The sequence below is a fragment of the Sorangium aterium genome, from assembly GCF_028368935.1.
Classification (GTDB): Bacteria; Myxococcota_A; Polyangia; order Polyangiales; family Polyangiaceae; genus Sorangium; species Sorangium atrum.
Genome location: NZ_JAQNDK010000001.1, coordinates 3017579 through 3041844, shown reverse-complemented (window position 1 = coordinate 3041844; position 24266 = coordinate 3017579). Strand labels below are relative to the sequence as shown.

Here is a 24266-nt window from a genome sequence, read left to right as displayed (position 1 = left end):
CGTGCGATCCGCACAGCGGACATCGTATCGCATCAGCCGGCCTGCGCCGCGGGGGCGTTGCTCTCCGCGGAATGCCGCGGAGCTCCGCGCAGCGTCGCGATCTCGGCCTCGACGTGCGCTCTCAGGCGTGGATCGCCGGCGAGCCGCCTGGCCCAGAGCCGCTTCATTTGCGCCCACACGGTGCGTCGAATGGCGAGCGAGTCGAGGGCCGCGGCCGCGCCGTCGCGCTCGGTCGCGACGACGAGTCGCGCGTAATCGGTCGGATGCAAGACGCCGCGGATGGCCTCCCAGGCGGCGAGATAGGCTGCATCGAACCGATCGCGGAGCGGTCGCTCGCGGCGTCGGGCCTCCTCCGCTATCGCCTCTTGCCATCGCGTCTCGGCCTGCCCCCAGCGCTCATCGGAGAGGCCGTGCGCGCGGAGCACGTCGGCCCGGGGGACCGGCCGCTCTGCGAGCTCGGCCGCGACGATCGCGCACCGCTCGAGGCTGACCTCGTCGCCCTCGCCGAGCGGCGGGAGCGGCTCCGGGACTGCGTCGCCGTCGCCGTCGCGTCGGAGCTCGTGAAAGAAGCGAGACGCGGCCGGCGGCTCGGACGCTTCCGAGACGAGCCCCGGGACGGCGGTGGTGGTGGTGTCGAGGGGAGCCTCGAAGCACGCGGTCGCCGTCGGCGCGGAGGTCGCGGAGGTCGCGGGCTCCACGGGCGCGGAAGGCGCCCGCGCAGCGCGCTCGCCGGACCAGGGCGCGCCAGGGATCGGCAGCTCGGGCGCGAGGCGCGGCGGAAGCGGCGGCGCGGCAGGAAACGGCGTCGCGGGCTGAACAGTGATCCGCGCCTCGTCCTCGCGCGACAGGAGCGTCGTGCTGGTGAAGAGGGCAGGGAGTTGAGCTGCGACCGGTTCAAGCTCGTCCTGCGACGCCGGCGCAGGGGCCGCGGGCCCGAAGGGGAGCGCCGGCGCGCGCATCGACGGCTCGTCCGGCTCCTGGGGGAGCGCGAGCGTTCGAAAGAGGGACGCGGCGGACAACGGAGGCGGAGGATCGACGAGCTCGACGTCCTCGGCGGAGAGGCTGATCGGGAGCTCCGGGGCGAGCCGCGCCTCGCCCGCGCCGTCGGGCGCGACCTCGATCCGGGCGGTCTCCTGGGAGTCCAGGCGGAGGGAAGGCGGATGCGCCGGCTGCACGCGCTCCTGCTCCTCGAGGGGCATGTCGGGCCATGCGATCTCCTCGCCTTCGATCTCGACGCCGGCCACGATCCGCACGGCCGCGAGGGCGTCCTCACCGGAGACGGGGAAGACCCGGCGCCACACGACCGTGCAGCGCTGCTCGACGCCGTCGATGCGAAGCGTGTCGGCGTTGAGCTCGAGCAGCTCGCCGTCTGCCGCGGCGGAGGACGCGGCGTCGAGCCCCCGGAGCCGCGCCACCCCGCGCGCCCCGGGCAAGCGCATCTGGAGCCGTGGAGCCGCCGGATTCACGTGCTCGAGCACGATCCACTCATCGCCTTGCAGGAATGCGATCCGCTGGTCCGCAGGCGCCGCCTGGAAGTACGACCAGTCGAAGCCCGCGGGGATGTCGGCGTTCGGCCCCTCGAGCGCCTTGCGAGGGGTGCTGCCGAGCAGCCGACGGCGCACCGGCGAGGCGCGCGCGAGCGGCGCGAAGCCAGCGGGGCGTGCGGGATCCTGGAGGTCGAGGATGCTGGCCGGGCCGTCCATCGGCTCCCCATCGAACGGGTTCTCCCATCCGTTCGCGCCGCCAACCGCCCTCTCGTACACGAGGGGTATCTGCCGGAAAGGGCCCTTGTCGCGGACGAGGAGGCGCTTGTCGAGCACCCAGCCGCCCGCGCTGTAGACAGCGAGCCGCACCGGCAAGGACTGGACCTCGGTGCCGCGCGGCGCGTGCGCATCTCCGGTGAAGACCACATCGGCCCGACCGAGGTAGGGCGCGAGGTCCCCGCTCCAGCGGACGCTCCGCGCCGGGTTTTTGCCATGGTGGACCTCGACGGGGAGGATCTCCTGCGGATCGGTCCGCCACATCACCGCATCGATCGCAAAGGCGAAGCTCGCCTTGGCGATGACGGTGATGTAGTGCCGGCCCTGCGTGCGCCAGGCGATGGCGGCGGCCGCGGCGCCTTTCAGCGGCGTCACGGCGCCGCGCGGGAGCGCGCTCATGATCGTGCTCCCCGACAACCGCTCCCGGCCATGGCTCGCCTCGGCACCATGAATCGCCTCACATTTCAGTACGCTCTCTTGTGTGAAGAGCGCGCGGCAATTTCGCGATCTATGTGTGACTGCGGCGCCGGCGCACGGCGCGCGGCGCATCTCATCGTCGGCGGGTCGAGCAGCAGCAGCATTCCTGCACGCCTGCGCTCGGGCGTTCGAGCGTTCGAGCGTCGCGCGGGCCGGACTGCTCGACAGGCCCGCCGTCGGCCGCGCGCTGCCGGAGCGTCGCGAGGTGTCGCAGCACGGTCAGCGAGGTCATCACGTCGTGCGTCGTGTTCGCGAGGAAGTGGCGCAGCGCCTCCTCTTGGCCCGTGGCGAAATGGCGGACGCGGTGGATTTAGAAGGCGCTCTGGGGCGGGGGAACGGGGCGAACCGGCAAAATCGCTTGGGAAATCGGAGGGGGCGGCGACGGATCGACGCGGTTGGAGCGAGGGTGTGGCGATTCGGAGGGGGCGCGTGGCGATTCGATCGGGGTAGGCGGGGCGGGGGAAGAGCGTTGGGGGGAAGGGGTGGGGGCGAGGGCGGCGTCGGTGAGGACGACGCTGCTTGTGCAGCTCGGGGAGGGGCTGGCGGCGGCTATTGTGGCGGGGGATGTAGAGACGGCGCGCGTAGCGCATGAGGCGATCGGGCGGCTGCTCGGAGGGCTGACGCAATCCCAGCGCGAGGCTGCGGCCGAAGTGCTCGACCTTGCTCGCGAGCGCGAGCGGAGGGGGCGGTGAGATCCGCGCAGGCTTGAGCACCGGGGCGTTGTCATCAGATGCCATGCCGCTAAGCGATTGCTAGGAGTTCGTGATGAAGCCCCACGATTCCATCCTTGGTCTCCTTGTTCCCATGTGAGCGCTCGTACATCGCCAAATGAACACGCGTCGCGCCGCCACGGGCGTCCCGCAACCTATCGAAACGCCGAGTCGGCGCGCGCAGCCCTTAGCGCTCTCGTCGCGACGGTGCCGCGGCTTGCGGAGACGTGGACACCTGCCGGAACTACTGCGCTGGTCATAAGTCGCGCATGCTCGAGCTGGCGGTACGCGAGGATGATCGGACGCTGCCCTTCGCAGCGTGGTCCCTGTACAGGCGTCGCGATCTCGGCCTGCCTCCCTCCGCCTTGGCCGCATCGTCGAATCGCATCTAGAGCAAGCGCGATGCTCTCGCGTTAGTCAAGGTGAATCTTTGTGGCGCTGCGGATTTTATGGCGAGATTTCTGAGCCGCGGAGCTAGGTCGCGTCAATTCTCACCAGAGAAACACGGAACCCCATCCTGCTGATGCGGTCGCTCGAATTGACCAGATTGAGCTGGCTAAAGAACGGCAGAGAAGCAGGCCACTTCGGGTCTGGTTTGGTAATGATTGCGTACACGACCTCATACTCGGACGGGATAGGCCGAGCGTCTGCTGCCGGAATGAAGGAGAGGAAGGTCGCGTCGAGGGACCGGAGCTGGCGCCTCAGTTCGTGTCTGAAACGCTCGTCTGAGGCGAATGCCTCCGCCGATACGACCCCTTGAGCGAATAAATGGCTGAGTGTGGCCGATACTCGATTTCTCTTGACGTGGATGAACTTTTTTGAAATCGTAAAGAGGTCGCAGACTTCGATCGGTGTCCCGTAGGTATTGTTCAGCTTGCAATCCATGTGAGCGTACTTCTTTTGGTTCGCCACGCGCTTATTGTACGATGCCTCCCGCTCGCCGAGCTTCGCCTTGGGCAGCGAGAACGAGCTTGTGAGCTCCTTGACCCTGTTGAGGATGCGGTCCGCGAAGTCCCTCGCAACCTCAAACCAGTCGCCGCTGGACAGTACGAATATCTGCCCATTGATGGTGATTTCGCAGACCAGAGAGTCACGCACTGTCCATTTTCTGACGCTGTGGCTCGAACCCTTGTAGGTGACCCCAATGACGTGTTTCTTCAGCTCGTCGGCCGTTGGAGGTCGGCCGACGACCGAGATGTAGTCATCGATGTCGAGATCCGTGAATGTTTGTTTTCGATCGAATGAGTAGTTGAAGCTTTCGACGTTTTCCCAGTCTTGGGGCTCTGGCGGGGCCAGGTGTATGCCTGTGAAATCTTTGGTATGTAGCTTTTGCTCGAGCGCCTGATCGAGCTTTGTGATCATGCTAGGATCGCGGATGCTCTTCAGTTGATCGACGAATTCAAACCTTTGTTTGTACCTGGTGTCATTGTACGCGCTGAGAAGCTGCGCGCACTTCTGGGGAAGATCTTGGAGCGTCAACGTCGCCGCGAGCGCGAGGCCGTCCGAACCAGCGACGCGCTTCGCGAACCTCTGATCCTCAGGGTTTCCAGTGACAGAGCGAAGGAGATCCTGCGCCGTGTTAATTCCGAATGTATCGAGCGTCGAGCCTCGGCTGGTCTGGCGCCTTGTATGAATGGTGAGCGCCTCGAAATTCTTGAGGTCGATGCTTCTGAGATTCTCTGGGTCGACTCTGTTGAGGACGACTTTTAGGCCAAAGTCACGCTCGATTGACTCTGGCCTCAACAGGTTGCGACCGAAGCCGAAGGTGAACGCGAAGCACCGTCCGCCGGTCTCTACAAACAGGACCGCCGATACGGTAGTCCCATGGATGGACAGCTTGCCTTTTAGGCCTTCTTCTACGAAGTCTACCCACTTCGGGGTTTTGGGTCGCTGCGTCTCGGTGTAGAATGAGCTGTTTGGAAGCAGCTTCGTGTCGATCGCGTGCGACGTTACAGACTGCGGTTCTTTTAGCGCGTTCCCTTTCGAGGAGATGCCCATCTTCATGAGCAGCACGCTGAGGTGCTGGACCTTGGGGCGGTGGGCGCCGACGCCGGTCGTCTTTGCAGCCGCCGTCGCCGTTTTTTTTGCTGCCATGTTGACTCTCGCTCAGTGTTGGTAGCTCGGTTTTTCTGCTGCGTGTGTGCGGCCGCGCGCTGTTCTGGCGGGGTACGCTCGTCAGGGGAGCACCGTGAGCCTGGCTGCGCGCCTCGCTCAGTTGCCCTGTGTGTGGAACACGAGGTGCTCGGCCAGCCACCCGTCGTGCCACCGTTCGAGCGCCATCCGTCGGCCTCGCTCCAGCGCCGCGGAATCGGGCATGATGACCGCGGTGAGCGTAGGTTCGACCAGGCGCCCGCCGCGGCGCCCGGGCGGCCCGACGTGTAGAAGGATCTGCTCGAGTCCCCCGGCGCCGTCGAGCTCGATCTCAATTGCCGTCGTCTTCGACGCGCGCAGCTCCTTCCCTTCGACGATCACCTCCGGCGCCCACGTGCCTCCCGACCCGTGGGTGACGAGCATGACGCCGAGCGTCCCGGCGAGCTTCGAGGTGATCTCGATGCGGATCCGATCGCCACGGGCAAGCGAGAGGATCTCCCCGGGCCCGGCGGGGATCCTCTCGCTCTGACGGAGCCCGATGAGCGCCGACGTCGCCGGCGGCCACGACGCCACGACACCGCCGGCGGAGACCTGAACCAGCCCGTGCTTCACGAGCAGTTCCACGTTGGCGGTGAGCGTGCGTCGGTCACGCGCCCCCAGCACGGCCTGGACATCGTCCATGGGGAGCGGCTCGGGGAAGACGTCGAGGAGGCGCGACGCGAGCTCAAGGGAGCCTTTCCGGGAGACCGCGGCCTTCGGGCGAGCCCCGCGCCCTGCGAGCTCATGAATCATCCCGGCGTAGCGCTCTCGGTCGGCCAGCGACGGGCTGACGCTCGGCGCGAGCGCCGTGAGGCGCTCCGCGCTCTCGGACCTCCGCCAGCGCGCCCACTCACCGAGGATCCGGTGCTCCTCCGCCTCCACGCCGAGGACGCAGCGCCGCACGAAGGTGAGGAGCTCGCGGATGTTGCCGGGCCACGCCGCCGGGTGAAGGGTGAGGCGCTTCACGACGGACAGCACCTGGCTCCCGAGCTCCTCGGGCATGTTCAAGCGCTTCACCTCCTCGGCCGCGATCCGCTGCACCCGCTCAGGAGCGTCGCGCAAGGGGCGCAGCGTGAGCGGGAGGACGTTGATCCGGTGATAGAGATCCTCGCGGAAGAGCCCCTGATTGCACCGCTCGAGCAGATCCCGGTTCGTCGCGGCGATGAGCCGGAAGTTCGCGGGCCGATCCTTGACGCTGCCCAGCGGGCGATACCTGCGATCCTGGAGCAGGGTGAGCAGCTTGGCCTGGACGGCGAGCGGGAGCTCCCCGATTTCGTCGAGGAAGAGCGTTCCCTGGTTCGCCGCCTCGACGATGCCGGGCGCGGCCGTGTGCGCGGTCGTGAACGCCCCGCGCTCGTGGCCGAAGAGGGTGCTCTCCGCCAGCTCCCCGGGGATCGCGCCGCAGTTCTGGGGAATGAACTGCCCGCGCCGGCGGACGCTGAGATCGTGAATTCGCCGGGCCAAGGCGCTCTTCCCTGAGCCGCTCGGGCCCGTGACGAGCACGTCTTCGTCCACATCGGCCAACTGCTTGATTCGCTGCTCGACCTCTGGCTCGAGGTCGAGGCTGGTCGTGTACGCCATGTTCCTCCTGCGGATCGAGAGCGAGCCTACCGAATCGGAGAGGAGCTGAACTGCTCCTGCCGAGCCGACTGTACGATGGTTTCGATCAGGCTAGCGGTGCCAGCGGATAGCCCCGGCCCGGCGGCAGGAGGGCGACGGTAAGCTCAGGGCGCGAGTGAACGCCGAGAGCCCGATAGATTCGCTCCGTGTGCGTCCGGACGGTCCCCTCGCTCAGCTCGAGCCGGGCGGCGATCTGCTTGTACGACAGGCCTGTTCCGACGAGCAACGCGGCCACGTCGCGCTGGCGAGGGGTGAGCACCGGGCTCGTCCGTCGTTCCGCGGGCGCGTGCTGGGAGGCGCATAGCTCGACGCTGCGCGCCCGGAGGTCACTGAGGTCGCTAAGGCGTTCGGAGTGGAAGATCTGCTGGGGTTTCATCTCTCGCATGGCTAGTCGCTCCCCGACACCGGATGCTCGACCCTCCGGTGCCGCTCTCACCACCCATCGTGCACCTGCCCGCTTAGGAGCGGAATACTACTTTTGGGAGTACGGGCGCGGGCGGGTGGACCCGCCTCGTGCTGCCGCAGTTTGCAGCAAATCGGGCTCCGAGTCCCGTCCGCCCGCAAGCGTAACATATCGATATTGCAGGATTTTGTTGCTGGCCTGCCGGCTGCTCTGAGGGGCTCCGCGGCGGCGATGACGACGGCCCGCTCCGGGGCGTCCCGCTCCGCCGTCAAGGAGACATCAGGCCATGAGAGACCTCGTTTTTAGGCTCGACCGCGAGGCGGACAAACTGATCGACAGTCTCGATAAACACCCGATTGCGCGGACGCTCTTCGCCGGGACCATCGCCGCCGATCACTACGCGGAGTATCTCGAGCAGACGCATCATTACGTCGGAGTGGCCCACGAGCTGCTCCGCGCGTCGGGCGAGCGCTTGCTCACGATGCACCGGCACCCCCTCCTGGCGCGCCTGCTGATCGAAAAGTCCGAGGAGGAAGCCGGTCATGACGCCTGGGCGCGCGACGATCGCGCGGCGCTCGGATTCGGGGCAGCTAGCTCGGGTCCTAACGTTGCCGTCCAGGCGTACATCTTCGGTCACCGCTTTGAGGCGGAGACGGGCTCCGGTGCGGCCTTTCTCGGCACCGCGTACGTGCTCGAGGCGCTCTCTGCGCGTAGGGCGTCGAGCACCGTGCGCAACCTCCTCCTGAGGAGCCGGATCCCGGGGATCGAGGGAGCCGTGACGTTCCTGCGGGCACACGGTGAGGCGGACCATGGCCACATCGCCCGGCTCGCCACCATCCTGCGCGGCTTCACTGCGCCGGAGGACAGCGAAGCGATCCTCCGCTCGGCGCGCCGTACGCGGCTGTACTTCCCCGGATTCTTCTCGTCACCTCGCTGAACCGGCAGCGCTCGACCACCAGGAGCGGCCGCAGCGGGGGTAGCGGCGCGCACGCTGCGAGGAGCGGTGCGCGCGCCGCCTATGCCTCCGTCTGCCCGCTTCACCAGACCTTTTTGGAGGAGGATCCATGAAGAAGAGAATTCGCGTCAGTGTCGCTGATACCCCGACGAGGATCGCGGAAGCTCAGCGCGTGCGAAATCAGGTGTTCGTGAGAGAGAAGGGGCTCCTGAATTATGAGGCTGCCACCATCGATTGGGAGATGGATATCTACGACGATCTTGAGACGACGCTTCACTTCATCGCTTATGTCGATGATGCCCCAGTCGCGACCGCACGCCTCATCGGGCATAACCTGGACGTGGCACGAGCGATCGGGCAGCCGCTCGGCATCGATCTCGCCTCGCGTTACGACCTCGGTCCGTTCGTGGCGGCAGGCGTCTCGCTCGCGGAGGTGTCGCGGATGTGCATCGTCCCGCAGCACCGGGGAACGGCCGTGCTGTGCGAGCTCTATCTCGCCATGTACCGCGAGAGCCTGCGCGTTGGTCTGACGCACTGGGTTGGCGCGGGCAACGCGGAGACAGATGCTCTCGAGGACGCGGAGGTGGCGTACCGGATCGCAGAGCGCCGCGGCCTCGTCAGCCCTCGCTGGCGGATCGCGCCGAGACCTGGCGCGAACGCGGACGGACCGTCGACGCGGCCGCTCTACACCCCGGCGGAGCGCGCCCGGGCACGCGCTGGCGACCTCCAGGGGCTGAAGTTTCCGCGCACGCTGGAGACCTTCGCCCATCTCGCGGCGCGTTACATGGGGGGGCCCATACGGGAACGGGGCTACACCGTTTGCTCGCTGCCGCTCGTCGTGGAGCTCGCCGACGTCGTGCACACCAGGGCGTTTCTGCGCTCTCTCGGCTGCCCCTGAGCTGCCGCCGCCCGGTCTCATGGTAGACTGGCGCCATGTGGAAGGGGATGGGGCTCGGAAAACGCGAGCAGCAGACGATGTGGGACCTGAACGGCGCGCTCGGGGCGTCGCTCGACCTACACTCGGTGTTGAAAGATGCGTACCGCCTGCTCCTGCCGCTCGTCGGGGCCGACTATGGCGCGCTCGCTGTGACCTGGTCGGAGCGCGCCGGCGAGTACGAGTGGATCGCCGAGAACCTGCCCCCGGCATTCTTCGGATCTTACGAGGCCATGGCGCCGCACGACTTCGTACACAGCTCGGTGCAGGCGAAGATGCAAATCGTCGTGTGCGACTCCGAGATGATAGACAGGCGGGCGTTCGAGCGGAACATGATGTACCACCGGGCGCGCGAGTTGGGCTCGCCGATCGAGCAGGTGATCGCCGTCATGCTGCACGCTAGCGGTGGTCTTCAGAGCGGGCTTTCACTGTACCGGAAGCGGCGGCGCCCGTTCACCGAGCGCGAGCAGAGGATGTTGCAGTTGCTCACCCCAGCGATCGCCAACGCTGTCCGCAACTGCTGGTTGTTCGCAAAGGAAGCGCGTCCTGCCAAGCAGATTGAGATGGTCCATCCCGCCCCACAGGTGCCCACCGTGCTGGACGCACGTCTCACGCCTCGCGAACGCCAGGTGGTTTCCGCGATAATCCGTGGGCTGAGCAATCATGAGATCGCTGAAGAGCTAGGCTGCAGCCTGAACACGGTGAAGAAGCACGTGCAGCACATCTTCGAGAAGCTTGGCGTGGAAAGCCGCCAGATGCTCCGGTACCGGGCGAGACGCGGCGCGTGACACGAACGGCAGGGCGCCATCGCGCCCCGCCAGGCAACGCGTGGGCGGGTCCGCAACTCTGCGGATGGCGTCTGCCCAGCGATCGCGGTCAAACATGGGGGCACTGAGCGAGGCGCGAGGCACCGGCTCCTCGGACTGCCAGCAGCCTCTATCACCACCTGCTCGTTTTCCCATGCCTCCCTCCACCCGCTTCCTCCACACCGCGGACTGGCAGCTCGGCCTGCGCGCCCGCTTCATCCCCGGGGACGCAGGCGCCATAGTGCGCAACGAGCGGCTCCGGACGCTCCACCGCATCGGTGCGGTCGCCCGCGAAACCAAGGCCGAGTTCGTCATCGTCGCTGGTGACGTCTTCGAGGACCACGGCCTGCGCCCGGATACTCTGCGCCTCTCCTTCGAGGCGATGACCCAGATCTCCGTGCCGATCTACCTCCTTCCTGGCAACCACGATCCGCTCAGCTCGGATGCCCTCTACCGCGGCGACGTCTGGCGACGGGAGTGCCCGCGCCACGTCCACGTCCTCGGCTCGCGCGAGCCGGTGATCGTTCGCGAGGGGGTCGCGCTCCTCGGTTGTCCCCTCCTGGAACGGCAAAGCCTCGGCGACGCCACCGAGCATCTCACGCCCGAGCTCGGCCCCAGCGGCCACGTGCGCATCGGCGTTGCGCACGGCGGCATCAAGGAGGTCCTCGAGCGTCTGGTGGGCGACGGCGAGCCCCTCAACAACGCCATACCTGCGGACCGCGCCGCCCGCGCCCGCCTCGACTATCTCGCGCTCGGCGACTGGCACGGGCTCCTGCGCATCGACGACCGTACGTGGTATCCAGGGACGCCGGAGGCGACGAGGTTCAAGGAGAAGGACCCAGGCAATGTCCTGGAGGTGGAGATCGATGGCCCCGGCGCGGTGCCGCGTGTGACACCGCACCCGGTGGCCGGCCTCGAATGGAAGAAGGCCGAGCTCCGCCTCGACGGAGATGCCGATCTCGCCAGCCTCCAGCGCCTCCTCGACGGGTTCGCCCGCAAGGACACCACCCTGCTCGAGCTCACGCTGACGGGGAGGATCGACGCGTCGGTGCGAGCCCGTCTGGACGCCGAAATCCTGGACAAGGCGCGCGACCGCTTCCGCTTCCTGCGGGTGCGCGACGAGCAGCTGCAGACCTTCCTCGGCGAAGCCGATGTGGCGACCCTCCCCACCGAAGGTTGGCTCGGGCAGGCTGTCGCACGGCTCCGCGGCGAGATCGAAGGGACATCGGAAGTGGAGCGCTCCCGAGCGCTTCGTCTGCTCCACTACTTTCACGGGGCGGTGTCATGAACCACGGGATCAAGCTCGTCCGTCTCTCGGTGCAGCATGTCGGCGCTCTCACCGAGCGCCTCGATGTGGGGCCCTTCGCTGGCGGAATCAACGTGATCAGCGGCCGGAACGAGGCAGGCAAGTCTACGCTCGTCGAGGCCCTGCGGGCGGCGCTCTTCGAGCGGCACGACGCCAAGAACCAGAAGATCAGAGCCCTCCAGACGCACGGTACGCGCAACGCTCCCGAGATCTGGGTCGAGCTGGATATCGGCGGCGAACGCGTCAGCGTGCACAAGCGATTCATCGAAAATCGCTTCGCCGAGGTGCGCCTGCACCGCGAGGGTACGGTCGTGCACGGCGCGGACGCGGAAGATCTCCTGCTGGCGCGGCTCGACGGGCGGCGCCCAGGCAGGACTGGGAGCACGCGGAGCGACATGGGGCTGTGGGGGCTCCTGTGGGTCGCACAGGACGAGACGGCTTACACCGATCCCGGCGATGTCCTCGACGAGACCGTGCGGGGTACGCTCTCCGAAACCATCGGCAGGCAGGTCGGACAGGTGCTGGGCGGCAAGCATGGCGAGCGGGTGCGCACACGGGTGCTCGAGCATGCCGCGCGCTATTTCACACACAGGACCGGCACGACGACGGGCGAATACCGGTCAGCCGAGGAGAAGCTGAAGGCGGCCAACGCTCGCGTGAAGAAGATCGAGGAGGCGAGGGCTGCGGTGGAGAGCCTGGCGGCGGAGCACCGGGCGCTCTGCCAGCAGCTGCGCGAGGCCGAGCACAAGCTCCCGGGACTCGAGCGGGAGCACTCCGACGCAGTCGCCGCGGAGCACCGCTTGAACCAGCTCGAGGGCCTCTTGCGCCAGGCCGAGTCGCGCGTTGCGGCGGCCAGGGCGGTGGTCCAGGCGGTTCAGCAAGAGGTCGACGCCCGCGCATCGCTGGCGCGCGAGGCAGAGCAGCTCGATGCGGCGATCAAAAGGATCGATGAGGCCACCGGCGAGCTGTCGCAGACATTGGAGGACGCGAAGCAGGCGGCGGCCGCTGCCCGCGATGTCGCCGGCCAAGCGAGGACGGCGGTCCTCGAGGCGCGGGCGGCACTGCACACCGCGACGGATGACCTCGACCGGGCACGCCGGCGCGACGAGGCCGCCCGTGCAGCCAAGGACCTGCGAGCGGCCGAAGAGGTGGACGACGACATCGCCGAGGCAACGCGCCGCCTGGAGACGGAGACGATCGACGAGCGCGTGTGCGAGCAGCTCGAATGCCTCGCTGCGAAGACGGCCGCCCTCCGCGCTCGACTCGATGCCGATGGAACCCGCATCGTCGTGTTCCCGGCCGAGGGAGAAGCGATCATCCGCTCGGCCGGATGTCCGGCGACGATCGACGTACCTGGGCTCGGCATGCTCGAGATCGAACCGGCTCGCCCCGGTCTCGCGCAGGCGCTTGCGGATGCGGAGAAGCGGCGGACGAAGCTCGAGGAGGCGCTCCTCGCGCTCGGCGTCGCGGACGTGCCGGCGGCGCGGGCGCGTCATTCGGTGCGGATCCAGGCCGAGCGTGAGGAGGCGGCGCTCGGCACTGAGATGAGGAGGCTGGCCCCGAAGGGACTGGATGCGCTCGAACAGGAGGTGAGAGAGCACCATGCTGAGCGCGCGCGGCTCGAGTCCGCGCTCGACGAGGCCACGCGGGCGGACCGGGAGCGCGAGGCGAGCCTGCGCGGCCTCGCGGCCAACCGCCTCGATGAGGCGGCGATGGACGGGCTCCGGCAACGAGAACAGGACGTGGCCATCCTGCGCGCCGCCTGCGACGCGATCGGCACGCGCATGGAGATGCTCGCGCTCACCGATCTGCGCATTCGCGCCGGGGGTGAGGAGGTATCGCAACGGCTGATCACGGGCCAGCGCACGGCGTTCACCTTGACGCGGGGCACGACCGTGGTCCTCGACGAAGTCGCGGAGATTAAGCTCGAACCGCGCGGCGAGGACCTCGCCGAATCGCGGGCCAGGCTCGACCGCGCCGAGCGCGACCTCGCGGCAACCCTCCAGGGTCTCGGGATCGGCACCGTGGCGGACGCGACGGAGGCGGCCCGCGCTTGGGTCCGGCTCGACGCGGCCCGGAAGCAGGCGGAGGAGCGTCTCGTCGAGGTGGCCCCACGGGGGGTCCAGACGCTCCGTGCCGAGGTGGCGGAGGTTCGCGCCCAGAGCCTAGCCGCCGAGACGGCCCTCGCTGACGCGAGGAGCGCTTTTGCGCGTCACGCGCAGATCGAGGTCGAGCTCTCGCAGAACCGCGTCACCGGAGACGCGCTCGCACGGCTCGCGACGCTCGAGCGTGAGCTGGGCGACGCAGAGATGGCGATCGAGAGGCTACAGGCTCGCGTTCGTGCCATCACCGGCCCGGTCGCCGCGGGTCCCCGGCGCGAGTGGGCGGTGACGCGAGCCGTGCGACCCGAGACGGTGCAGAACCTCACCTGGGAGATCATCCCCGGAGAGCTTGGTAGCGGGCTCGACGTCGACGGGCTCGAGCGGCGCTTCCGCGAGGCGCTGGAGCGGGCGGACGTGGCCGACCTCGATGCCGCGAAGGCGCGGTTCCGCGCCCGATTGGCGTTGGATGTGCAGATCGCCGAGCTCCGCAAGCAGCTCAGGAGCTTGGCGCCGGACGGGCTGGACGCATTGCGCTCGCGTGCCGCAGCGTTCGGGAATGCCGAGGCGGCACACTCCGCGACCGCTGGCGAGGAGGTGCCAGCAGACCTCGCCGCGCTGCAGACCGCGATAGACGAGGGGCGTGAGGAGGTGCGCACGCGGGAGGCCAACGCGGAGCGCGCGGCGGAGGCCGCGGATCGATCAGAACGAGAGCTTCGCGTGCTGGAGAGCTCTCTTGGTGAGGCCGCGGCCGTTCGTCATGAGAAGGTCGCCCGGCTTCACGTTGTGACCGACAAGCTCGCCGCCCTGCGGGAGATCGTGCCGGACACGAACCTCTGGCAGCGGAACACGACGGCACAGTGGGAGCTCGAACAGGCGCTGGTGAGCGCTCGGAGCGCTGCAGCCGAGCTCGAGGAGGCGGCCCCTGTTCTGCTCCGCGGTGAGGTGCTGCGCGCCAAGGGAGCCATCGATTCGCACCGCCAGCGTATCGCCGACCTGCACGACAAGATGCTGCAACGGAAGACGCTGCTCGACCAGGCCGCCGTGGAGGGGCACTTCGAGGAGCTCGGGGCAGCGCAGGTGGAGCAGCTTGACGCCGCCGAAGCGCTCGCGCGGATCGAGCGCGAGGCCCGCGCCGCCCGCCTCCTGTCCACGGTCGTGGAAGACGCCTATGCCGAGTCGCAGCGCCTCTTCCTCGCGCCCGTGCTGAAGGAGGCGTCGCCGTACCTCTCCAAACTGCGCCCGGGGACTGAGATCCGGATGACACGGGATCTCAAGCTTGATAAAGTCTTGCGCCGCGGCACGGAGGAGGACTTCGGCCAGCTCTCCGGTGGCACGCGCGAGCAGCTCTCGGTGATCGTCCGCCTGAGCCTCGCTCGCGTGATGGCGAAGGACAAGCGGCCGCTCCCGCTCATCCTGGATGATACGATGGGATGGACCGACGACGGAAGGTTCCTGTCGATGGTGCAGATCCTCCGGGACGCTGCCAGCGAGCTGCAGATCATCCTGCTCACGTGCCATCCCGATCGGTTCGCGCGGTTCCAGGCGGAGTACTCGGTGGACCTCGACCGGCTACGAGAGAGGCCGCCGCCAGCGCCTGAGGCGCTGGCCGAGCACCGCGCGCTCTGACCGCCGCGGAAGACGCGTGGGCTCCTGTCGAGATCGGCGCGCCTCCCCCACCTAGACGGCGAGCCGCGCCGCCGCGCACCCCCGCGACGAGGTCTCATTGTTCTGGTCGTCTCCATGCCATCCGAGCGATGCTGCGGAGGGGATTGAGCTCGTTCGCCATCTGGGCGATGGCGTCCTCCGGCCAAGATCAACCGGAGCGCTCGACCTTCCGCAGACCGTGAACCACGAGGGGCCATGACGACAAAGGACAACGGGCAGAAGCACCTCTCGACCAGGAAACGAACAAGTCGCGCGCCCAAGAAGCGAAAAAAAAGCGTCGACGCGCGGGAAGCGAACGGAGGGCTGACGGGGAAGCAGGCGCTCGCGTTGTGGGAGCTCGTCATCATGGGCGACGGGAAGACCGCCAGCCAACGCTCCGTCGAGCTCGATAGGTCCGAGGTGAAGGGACTGGAGAGCGCCCGCCTGATCACGGTCGAGAAGGGCCCACGGAAGAAGGACCCAACGTGGGGGTCGAAGCTCCACGTTACGGACGCGGGGTGGGAGTGGGCGAACCACCAGGGACTCGGGGCGCGCCTCTCGCAGACCAAAGCCGCGGCGCCCGTGCTCGCGGCGCTCCTTGCGAAGGTTGGCGCTTACCTAGAGTACCACAACCTCGCACTCGCCCACCTGATGCGACCGCGGCCGGCCGACAAGGAACAAGACGGGGTAGCCTCGACAGCGGTCGCGCCTCAGACCGGACCGGCACCGGGCGAAGGCGCTCCGACCGCGCCCGGCGAAGCCGCTCCTGCCGCTCTCGAGGATCGGATCCGGGCCGCGTACTTGCACGTGACGGGAGGGGCCCTCAACCAGTACGTCAGGCTCGCCCTCCTCCGCGCGCAGCTCCGAGACGAGCAGGTCGAGGCCGTCGATGCGGTGCTCCGCGGAATGCAGGAGAAGGGCGGCGCGGTGCTCTACCCGATCGACGACCCGCAGCGGATCCGCCCGGAGGACGATGCCGCGGCGCTCCGGGTCTCCGGCGAACGACGTGATCTGCTTTGTATCGAGGGGTGACCCGATGGATGCGTTAAGTGCGTTCGAAGCGGTCGATTTCCAGTGGACGCAGAGCATGGACAGCGTCTGGCACGACCCGCGCTACGACGTCCCCTCGCTCCACCAGAAGGAGCGGCAGGCGGTGCTTGCCAAGGTCCGGTCGATGACCGCGAGCACGGAGACGGGCTCGCCGCTCGGCTGGGTGTTCGTCGGCCCCGCGGGCATCGGCAAGACGCACTTGCTGTCCGCGATCCGGCGCGAGGTCCTAGGCGTGCCGGCGAGCTTCATCCTGGTCGACATGAGCGACGTCCGCGATTTCTGGGAGACGGCGCTCCTAGGCTTCATCGACTCTCTCCAGAGACCTGCCGACGCGACGGACCGCACCCAAGCGCAGCTCGTCGTCCAGCACATCGCCGCGCAGGCGCGAGGCGACGACGGTGCCGCCCTGACCCACGAGCTCGCGTCGCTTCGCCCGCCTAGGCTCGCCCGGGAGATGGATGAGCTGGTGCAGCGTCTCGGACGCACGCACAGGGCCCAGACGCTGAAGCACGCCGACACGCTCCGCGCATTGGTGCTGCTCAACTCCAACGACATGGAGCTGTCGAACCTCGGATACGCCTGGCTTCAGGGCTACGGCGTCGACGAGAGCGCCATGGAGGTGTTCGGCTTCAACATCCGCGAGAAGAGGCCAAGCGCCGTCGTCGAGGGCCTCTCGTGGCTGATTAGCCTGCGATGCCCGATGGTCGTGGCCCTCGATCAGCTCGACGCGATCGTGACCGAGCACCACGTGCTCGCCACGGCGAGCGACCTGCCTGGAGAGTACACCGCTCGACAGCTCGTCTCGCGCAGCATCATCGACAGCGTGGGCCGCGGGCTGATGGAGCTGCGCGACGTGACGCGCCGCGCGCTGGCGGTGGTCTCCTGCCTGCAGGAGACGTGGAGCAAGCTCAAGGACACCGCGCTCAAGTCGTCGACGCATCGCTACGAAGATCAGCGCCCGCTCCATAACTTGCGCGACGCAGTCACGGCAGAGCAGATCGTGAGCGCGCGTCTGGACCCGAGCTATTCACGCATCGGCTTCACGCCGCCGTATCCTCGGTGGCCGTTTGCGCCTTCGGCGTTCGTCACGGCGACCGGGAAGTCGCCCCGCGAACTCCTCCTCCGCTGCGAGCAGCACCGTCGCAAGTGCGTCGACGACGGATGGGTGAGCGTGCTCGCCACGTTCTCGGGCACGGAGCCACCGCGGAACCCGACGGCCGTACCTCATCGCCCCGAGTTCGAAGCGCTCGACACGCAGCTCGAGCGCCTCCGCACGTCGGTCAAGGTCCCCAAGGACACGCCCGCCACGGATGGTGAGGACGAGCTGGGGAAGCTCCTGCTCACTGGCTGCGAGCTCGTGGTCACCGAGCAGGCGCACGATCCCTCCGTGCACCTCTCGATTGACGCCGAGAGCGGCGGGGGACGCGGCTACCCGGCCCTCCACGCGCGCGTGCGCCAGATCTTCACCGCCCAGCACGACCGCGAGCGGCACCTCTGCCTGCGCGCCCTATGGAAGGACAATGCCATCGCTTTTCAGGCGCGGCTCACCGCGGCCGTGACCGCGTCGGGAATCGATCGCCAGCTCGAGTTCCGCAAGCTGCTCCTCGTGCGCAACGCGCCGGTGCCGGGCGGCGCCAAGACGACCGCGCTCATGACCAAGGCGCGAACAGCAGGAGCCGAGCTGATCCCGGCGAGCGACGACGACCTCCGCGCTCTGGTCGCGCTCGCCAGGCTGCGCGAAGCACAGGGGGATAAGCGCGAGACCTTCGACCAGTGGCTGCGTGCGCGCCGTCCCGCCTCGCAGCTCGCCCTGATGAAGCCCGTGGTCGACTGGCTCGGGCGCTCTCCGCAGACCACGGCGCCCGTTGCCTCTCCGCCGCAGGCGGAGCCCTCGCCGTCGCCCGTGCAGGCTCCCAACCCGATCCCCGCGTCGCCCGTGCCCGCACCCACGCCGACCTCGACGGTGCGTCAGGCGACCGCGCACGCTCCCCACCCGGCGTCCGCATCGCCCGCACCCGCGCCGACCCCGGCGGCAAGGCCCGTGATCGCTGTCGGCCATCAGGTCATTGGCGAGCGGTTAGCCGCATCGCAGATGCTCTTCGCCGAGGATCTCAGACAGCATGTGGTCGTGCTCGCCGGCGCCGGCTCGGGCAAGACAGTGCTGCTCCGGCGGCTCATTGAGGAGGCCGCGCTGCTCCGCATCCCGTCCATCGTCGTCGACGGTGCCAACGATCTCGCCCGACTAGGCGAGCCATGGCCCGTGCGCCCCACGTCGTTCACGGACGAGGACACCGAGAAGGCCGCCCGCTACCACGCACAGACGGACGTGATCGTGTGGACGCCCGGGCGGTCGAACGGCAACCCCTTGTACCTGGGATTGCTCCCTGACTTCGCCGCCGTCGCGCACGAGCCTGACGAGTTCACGCAGACGGTCGCGATGACGGCGTCCACGCTGGCGGCGATGGCTGGCAAGAGGACCGACGATAAGGCGCGCGCTATCCTCGATTCCGCGCTCCGCGTCTTCGCGCAGCAAGGTGGCGGCGACCTCACCTCCTTCCTCGACCTGCTCGGAGACTTGCCCGAGGAGGCCAGCCTCAAGATCTCCACCGCCAGGAAGGTCGCGACAGCCCTCTGCGATTCGCTGCGCGCTGCCGTGCAGACGAATCCCCTCCTCCATCAGGAGGGCGAGCCGCTCGATCCCGGCATCCTCTTCGGCTTGGGTTCTGCACGCGCTCGTGTCTCCGTTCTCAGCCTGGTGGGCCTGCCGGGCCTCGATGCGCCGCTCCAGTTCGTCAACCAGCTCGCCATGGCTCTCTTCACGTGGGTGAAGAAGAACCCTTGTCCCAGCGACCGGCCGCTCCGCGGTCTGCTGGTCATCGACGAGGCGAAGGACTTCGTGCCCTCTCAGGGCTCGACCCCCTGCAAGGAGAGCCTGATCCGCCTGGTCGCGCAGGGGCGCAAGTACGGGCTCGGCGTGGTGTTCGCCACCCAGGCGCCGAAGAGCATCGATCACAACGTGATCGCCAACGCGAGCACCCAGTTCTATGGGAAGGCGAGTTCGCCGGCGGCGATCGACACGGTGGAGGAGCAGCTCCGTGTGCGTGGCGCCACCAAGGTCGATGTGGCACGGCTAGCCTCCGGACGCTTCTACCTGGCCGGCAAGGGGATGCCAGCGCCGACCAAAATCGCAGTGCCGCTCTGTCTCTCGCACCACCCCGCGTCGCCTCCCGATGAGGCGGAAGTCCTCCGGCGCGCCGCGGCCTCGCGCGCTCGTCTCGAGTGAGGGCGGCCGCGGTGAGGGAAGGTGGGCTCTGCCGGCGACGGCGCGGCGAGCCTCGGCGGAACGATCTGGCGAAGGTGCTCATGGGGACGACGGGGAAGTGGGACGGTGCGCGGTTGGAGAGCTTCCAGGAGGCGCTACTCGACGCGTTCCCGTCTCGCGTCGAGTTCGAACGGTTGATCTTGTTCGGCCTCAATGAGGACCTCGATGCGATCGCGTCCGAGACCAACTTGCAGGCGGCGGTCTTTGAGGTTCTCAAGTGGGCGAAGGCGCGAGGCAAGCTCGAGCGGCTGCTCGAAGAGGCTCGCCGGAGGAATCGCGACAACCCCGTGCTCCGCGATTTCGCGGAGCAAAGGGCGCCCTTCCTGGTGCCCTTTGCAATGGATCCGGAATTCGTCGGTCGCGATGCCGATCTCGAGCGTCTCAACCGGCTCCTGAAAAACGGCACCACCGGCGTCCGGCGCGTGGCGCTCGTCGGGATGGGCGGCGTTGGCAAGACCCAGCTCGCCGTCGAGTATGCCCACCGCCGCCGGAGCGACTACCCAGGCGGCGTTTACTGGGTGAATGCGGCAGCACCCCTCGTGGCCGAACTCGGAGCCCTCGCCGAGAGGCTGGGGCTTCGCGAGGACACCCCCTCGGAGGCGGAGCGCCCGGTGCAGCGCTTGCGTGCGTTCGAGCGATACCTTCAGGAGCATCCGGGCGCGCTTGTGATCCTCGATAACGTCGCAGAGCCGCTCTCGCTACGTGAGCCTACGGCCGGCATCATCCCATGGGAGCTGCCTTGCGACCTGCTCTTCACCACCCGTCGGCGCGATTTTGATGCCCCTTTCGAGACCGCCTCCGTCGGCGTGCTCAGCGAGGACGCTGCCCTCCGTCTGCTCCTCTCAAGCAAGGCGCGACGGTCGCTCCTCGAAGGCGGTCGCGCGGATGAGATTCAGGCGGCGCGAGCGATTTGCGGCGCGTTGGGCCACCTTCCGCTGGCGATCGTCCTGGCGGCCGCGTACCTCGGCAAGTCACCGGGTCTCGCGCTCTCCGATTACCTCCAGCGGCTGCGCCGGGAAGGTGGGCTGACAACGACCGACACCGCCAAGGTGGATTCACTCCGACTGGCGACACAGCACGCCGCCGTGGTAGAGGCGACGCTGCGAGCTCAGTGGGATGCGCTTGCGACATCTGAGGCACGGCACGCGCTGAAGGTGGCGGCGTTGCTTCGCAACGCGGCGCACGTGTCGCGGGCGACGCTCGCGCACCTCACCGGACTCTCGGACGAGGCGAAGGATGGCTATCCGGCGCCGCTCGAGCTGGCGCTGAACGAACTCTCAGAGTGGTCGCTTGTGGAAGAGCTGACGCAGAAGGCGATTCGGCTGCACCCGCTTGTGCGGGAGTTCGCCGCGGCGCGGATCGAGCAGCGCGAGGCGTTTGCCGCGGTGTGCGCGAGGCAGCTCGGCGAGGCGCTCGGCGAGGCGGGGCGGCTCGACGCTGAGGTCCGGGCCCGGGGGCTGGACGCCGTGCTCGCAGATCTGAGGCTCGGAGAAGAACTCGCGGGAGCGGAAGGGCGGGAGAGGTTCCAGCGGTTGCTGCGCCCGCTGGATCGGGAGGCGCACTGCTTGCGCCGCTGGGATCCGACGCGGGAACCCGGCTTCTTCTTACAGCAGGTCCGCAACGTCAGCTTCGAGCTGGGGCTCGAAGAAGTGCAGGAGCAGGCCGAGATAACGCTGAAGGCTCGGAGGTGGACGTGGCTTCGCGAGCGGCTCCGCACCAGTCGGGAATCCGACGCGCTGATGCGGACGCTGGCGGGCCACACCTCCTCGGTGTGGGGCGTCGCGGTGATGCCGGACGGGCGCTCGGCAATTTCCGCTTCTCACGACGGCACGCTCAAGGTGTGGGAGATATCGACCGGCTGCGAGCTCCGCACGCTGGCCGGTCACGCTTCCGAGGTAAATGGCGTAGCGGTAACGCCGGATGGGCGCCTCGCCGTCTCCGCGTCGGAGGACGGCACGCTTAAGGTGTGGGAGCTCGCAAACGGGCGTGAGCGCCACACGCTCGTCGGCCACGCTTCTTCGGTGTACGGAGTGGCAGTGACGCCGGACGGGCGCTTCGCCATCTCCGCGTCGGCGGATAGCACGCTCAAGGTGTGGGAGATCGTAAACGGGCGTGAGGTCCGCACCCTCGCCGGTCATGCTCTCCCTGTGAACGGGGTGGTCGTGGTGCCGGGGGGACGCCTGGTCATCTCAGCTTCGGAGGACAGCACACTCAAGGTGTGGGAGCTCGCAAACGGGCGCGAGGTTCGCACGCTCGCCGGCCATACCGATTCGGTAATGGAGGTTGCGGTGACGCCCGACGGGCGCCTCGTGGTCTCCGCATCGGCGGACGGCACGCTCAAAGTATGGGAGCTGTCGAGCGGCCGTGAACTCCGCACGCTTGCCGGTCGCGACGGCTGGGTGGCCGGGGTTGCGGTGACGCCGGACGGTTGCCTCGCCATTTCAGCATCGGACCACACGCTCAAGATCTGGGAACTGTCGACCGGCCGTGAAGTCCATACGCTCGCTGGGCATTCCGAGCCCGTGAAGGAAGTAGCGGTGACGCCGGACGGTCGTCTCGCCATTTCGGCGTCTCATGACAAGACGCTCAAGGTGTGGGAACTGTCGAGCGGGCGCGAGGTCTGCGCGCACGAAGGACACACGGGCGCCGTACCCGGGGTTGCGGTGACGTCGGACGGTCGCCTCGCCGTCTCGGCATCCTGGGACAAAACGCTTAAAGTATGGGAGCTGTCAACCCGCGCTCAGGTCCGCGCGCTGGCGGGACATACCTCCCTGGTCATGCGGGTCGCGGTGACACCGGACGGGCGCTTCGCGGTTTCGGCGTCGGAGGACAAAACGCTCAGGGTTTGGAAGCTATCGAGCGGCCGTGAGGTCCGCACGCTCGCCGGTCATACGTGGAGCGTGACCGGGGTGGCGGTGATATCGGACGGGCGCTGGATCGTCTCCGCCTCGTCGGACAACACGCTCAAGATCTGGGACCTGTCGAGCGGCCGCGAGATTCGCACCCTTGCCGGCCACACGTTGGGAGTGACTGGAGTGGCGGTGACGTCGGATGGTCGTCTGGCCGTGTCCGCTTCCGAGGACGCTACGCTCAAAGTGTGGGACCTGTCGAGCACCCGTGAGGTCCGCACGCTTGCCGGCCACACGTTGGGAGTGACCGGGGTGGCGGTGACGCGGGATGGTCGTTTGGCCATCTCAGCGTCAGAAGACAAGACGCTCAAGGTATGGGACCTCGCGACGGGGCGGGAAACGTACACTCTCACGGGCCACATCAGCACCGTGACCGGGGTGGCGGTCACACCGGACGGACGCTCAGTGGTCTCCGTGTCGGAGGACACGACTCTCCGAGTCTGGGATCTCGCAGACGGTAGCTGCATCGCCACGCTTGAAGCGCACGCACCTCTCCTGAGCTGCGCCGTCGCTCCCGACGGCTATACCTTCGTTGTTGGCGACGGAGCCGGCAGTCTCCATGTCATCGACTGGATCTTCCCTTCGGCGGAAGCGCGCGGCCCGTTCGACTTGCCTTCCGCCGCGGTACGCGATGCGAAGGAGGTGAGCAGGCAGCGCCGCGTGCTCACTCCGGGCCCCGCCAAGAGCGACGCGCCCGGGACGGCGCACGTCCTCAGCGCATCGGTCACCGGCGCCTTACGTGGTACGGCCGCCGGCGGCACCGGAGCTCCTACGGCCCCGGCCGCCACCGCCACGGAGCCGGTCAGACCGCCGGCCGACGACCGCATCAAGATCCTTGTCCTCGCCTCCAATCCGACTTCGACGACCCAACTCCATCTCGCCCGCGAGGTGCGGCGGATCGAGGAGCGACTCGGGGTCGGCAAGCACCGGGACGCCTTTGAACTCGTGACGCGATGGGCGGTCCGGCGCAGTGAGCTGCAGCGATTTCTCCTCGAAGAGAAGCCTCACGTGCTCCACATTTCCAGCCACGGTTCCACGCGCGGGCAGATCTTTCTCGAAGATGACGAAGGGAACGCCGCCCCTGTCTCGAAGAAAGCACTGGCCGACCTGATCGGAATTCTCAAGCACCGCCTACGGCTCGTGGTGCTCAATGCCTGCGACACCGAGCCGCTCGCCAGGGCGCTGGTGCAGCACGTCGAGTGCGCCGTTGGCATGCGGCAGCCTATTGGCGACGATGCGGCGATCGCGTTCGCCGTCTCCTTCTACCAGGCGCTCGCGTTCCACGAACCCGTTACGAGAGCGTTCCGGCTCGCGTGCACCGAGCTGAAGCTCCAGCAAATCCCGGAGGAACAAACGCCCGTTCTGAGGATAAAGCGAGGTGTTGACGCCACAACGCTGGTGCTTAGAGGCCAGGCGGAGCGTGGGTCTAAATAGCCGATCCTGATTCGGCAGCGGGTAGAACCTTGGTGGCCGCGAGAACTGCAGCTGGAGGGTCCAGGGCCGGACTCCATAAAATCCTGAGTCCGCTCGTTCATTGTCGAATCGTGTTCGCCTATTTAGGGGGGCTAAGGTAATTAGTTCAGGTGGCTCATGCGCAGAAGCTCGATAATTCGAGTAAGTGACGTGCGAGCACACAGCTGACCTTGACGGGCCGGGCGGAACAAAACGCGACAGCAGAGGCACGATGCCAGCTGTGCACACCAGCTCGCTTCGCGAGGTTATAAACTTGCGCGGCCCAGGCCAGAACAGCGTGAGGAACGCGGGCGGCTGGGTCCTTGGAGCCCATCGCGTCCAGGACTGTAACTACTCGCTTGTGACCCTCTTCGTCGATCTCAGCCCAACTCGTAAGCGTTTCCTCGAGCGATGAGATGCGCCAGAGCGGTGCACGAATTTCAGCGGTTGCAGGATCGTTCTGGCGTCCAAGAGTCGCTTCGTCCAGAACCGAACGAGCGAGCTCCAGCAGTGCTAACGTTACATGCCCGCTGGAGCACTGCAGTACGCCGTAGAGCCAAAGTTCTGTCGCTTGACAGCTCCCCAGGGCGAGGCCGCGACCGATCTGGTCGACCTTGCCCGCGAACGTGATCGGGGGGCACGATGATGTCCGGCGCTCTGCTTCCGCATCTCCTCGCTCCGTCCTC

12 protein-coding genes are annotated in these 24266 nt (G+C 67.7%); 8 read left to right on the top strand and 4 right to left on the bottom strand.

Features of this window, described 5'->3' with window-relative positions:
• Nucleotides 1–32: 32 nt before the first annotated feature.
• The 4 genes from POL72_RS11135 to POL72_RS51640 all read right to left on the bottom strand — a co-directional run bounded on the left by POL72_RS11135 (nucleotide 33) and on the right by POL72_RS51640 (nucleotide 7073).
• Nucleotides 33–2159 (bottom strand): DUF2169 family type VI secretion system accessory protein, encoded by a 2127-nt coding sequence (locus tag POL72_RS11135; protein WP_272095081.1) that lies wholly within the window; start codon nucleotides 2157–2159, stop codon nucleotides 33–35.
• 1262 nt (nucleotides 2160–3421) lie between these two features.
• The gene (locus tag POL72_RS11130; protein WP_272095080.1) at nucleotides 3422–5041 is read right to left on the bottom strand and encodes a DUF6119 family protein; all 1620 of its coding nucleotides are present in this window, start codon (nucleotides 5039–5041) and stop codon (nucleotides 3422–3424) included.
• Between the two features lie 117 nt (nucleotides 5042–5158).
• Entirely contained in the window at nucleotides 5159–6658 is a 1500-nt protein-coding gene (locus POL72_RS11125; protein WP_272095079.1) for a sigma 54-interacting transcriptional regulator, read from the bottom strand.
• An 85-nt stretch (nucleotides 6659–6743) separates the two neighbouring features.
• Complete coding sequence (locus POL72_RS51640) at nucleotides 6744–7073, bottom strand: response regulator transcription factor (RefSeq protein WP_373372193.1); 330 nt, start codon at nucleotides 7071–7073, stop codon at nucleotides 6744–6746.
• Nucleotides 7074–7386: 313 nt separating this feature from the next.
• Between POL72_RS51640 and POL72_RS11120 the strand changes: the two genes are divergently transcribed.
• The 8 genes from POL72_RS11120 to POL72_RS11085 all read left to right on the top strand — a co-directional run bounded on the left by POL72_RS11120 (nucleotide 7387) and on the right by POL72_RS11085 (nucleotide 23562).
• On the top strand, nucleotides 7387–8037 hold the full coding sequence (locus POL72_RS11120; RefSeq protein WP_272095078.1) for an iron-containing redox enzyme family protein: 651 nt from the start codon (nucleotides 7387–7389) through the stop codon (nucleotides 8035–8037).
• A 127-nt stretch (nucleotides 8038–8164) separates the two neighbouring features.
• Complete coding sequence (locus POL72_RS11115) at nucleotides 8165–8953, top strand: N-acyl amino acid synthase FeeM domain-containing protein (protein ID WP_272095077.1); 789 nt, start codon at nucleotides 8165–8167, stop codon at nucleotides 8951–8953.
• Nucleotides 8954–8988: 35 nt separating this feature from the next.
• Complete coding sequence (locus POL72_RS11110; RefSeq protein WP_272095076.1) at nucleotides 8989–9777, top strand: LuxR C-terminal-related transcriptional regulator; 789 nt, start codon at nucleotides 8989–8991, stop codon at nucleotides 9775–9777.
• A gap of 172 nt (nucleotides 9778–9949) precedes the next feature.
• Nucleotides 9950–11083 carry a metallophosphoesterase family protein gene (locus tag POL72_RS11105; RefSeq protein ID WP_272095075.1) on the top strand — a complete coding sequence of 378 codons (1134 nt, stop codon included), beginning with the start codon at nucleotides 9950–9952 and terminating at the stop codon, nucleotides 11081–11083.
• A complete protein-coding gene (locus tag POL72_RS11100) occupies nucleotides 11080–14829 on the top strand; it encodes an AAA family ATPase (protein WP_272095073.1) in 3750 nt (1249 codons plus the stop codon). Before POL72_RS11105 ends, POL72_RS11100 begins: the two co-directional genes overlap by 4 nt.
• 234 nt (nucleotides 14830–15063) lie before the next feature.
• Nucleotides 15064–15879: a hypothetical protein gene (locus POL72_RS11095; protein WP_272095072.1), complete on the top strand. Its 816-nt coding sequence runs from the start codon at nucleotides 15064–15066 to the stop codon at nucleotides 15877–15879.
• Complete coding sequence (locus tag POL72_RS11090) at nucleotides 15854–19180, top strand: hypothetical protein (protein ID WP_272095071.1); 3327 nt, start codon at nucleotides 15854–15856, stop codon at nucleotides 19178–19180. Before POL72_RS11095 ends, POL72_RS11090 begins: the two co-directional genes overlap by 26 nt.
• Nucleotides 19181–19260: 80 nt before the next feature.
• The gene (locus tag POL72_RS11085) at nucleotides 19261–23562 is read left to right on the top strand and encodes an effector-associated domain EAD1-containing protein (RefSeq protein WP_272095070.1); all 4302 of its coding nucleotides are present in this window, start codon (nucleotides 19261–19263) and stop codon (nucleotides 23560–23562) included.
• The last annotated feature ends 704 nt before the right edge of the window (nucleotides 23563–24266 follow it).

What these genes read in the sequence shown, in the direction of transcription:
- POL72_RS11135 (WP_272095081.1), bottom strand. Translation starts at nt 2,159, where the DNA reads ATGAGCGCGCTCCCGCGCGGCGCCGTGACGCCGCTGAAAGGCGCCGCG.
- POL72_RS11130 (WP_272095080.1), bottom strand. Translation starts at nt 5,041, where the DNA reads ATGGCAGCAAAAAAAACGGCGACGGCGGCTGCAAAGACGACCGGCGTC.
- POL72_RS11125 (WP_272095079.1), bottom strand. Translation starts at nt 6,658, where the DNA reads ATGGCGTACACGACCAGCCTCGACCTCGAGCCAGAGGTCGAGCAGCGA.
- POL72_RS51640 (WP_373372193.1), bottom strand. Translation starts at nt 7,073, where the DNA reads ATGAAACCCCAGCAGATCTTCCACTCCGAACGCCTTAGCGACCTCAGT.
- POL72_RS11120 (WP_272095078.1), top strand. Translation starts at nt 7,387, where the DNA reads ATGAGAGACCTCGTTTTTAGGCTCGACCGCGAGGCGGACAAACTGATC.
- POL72_RS11115 (WP_272095077.1), top strand. Translation starts at nt 8,165, where the DNA reads ATGAAGAAGAGAATTCGCGTCAGTGTCGCTGATACCCCGACGAGGATC.
- POL72_RS11110 (WP_272095076.1), top strand. Translation starts at nt 8,989, where the DNA reads ATGTGGAAGGGGATGGGGCTCGGAAAACGCGAGCAGCAGACGATGTGG.
- POL72_RS11105 (WP_272095075.1), top strand. Translation starts at nt 9,950, where the DNA reads ATGCCTCCCTCCACCCGCTTCCTCCACACCGCGGACTGGCAGCTCGGC.
- POL72_RS11100 (WP_272095073.1), top strand. Translation starts at nt 11,080, where the DNA reads ATGAACCACGGGATCAAGCTCGTCCGTCTCTCGGTGCAGCATGTCGGC.
- POL72_RS11095 (WP_272095072.1), top strand. Translation starts at nt 15,064, where the DNA reads ATGACGACAAAGGACAACGGGCAGAAGCACCTCTCGACCAGGAAACGA.
- POL72_RS11085 (WP_272095070.1), top strand. Translation starts at nt 19,261, where the DNA reads ATGGGGACGACGGGGAAGTGGGACGGTGCGCGGTTGGAGAGCTTCCAG.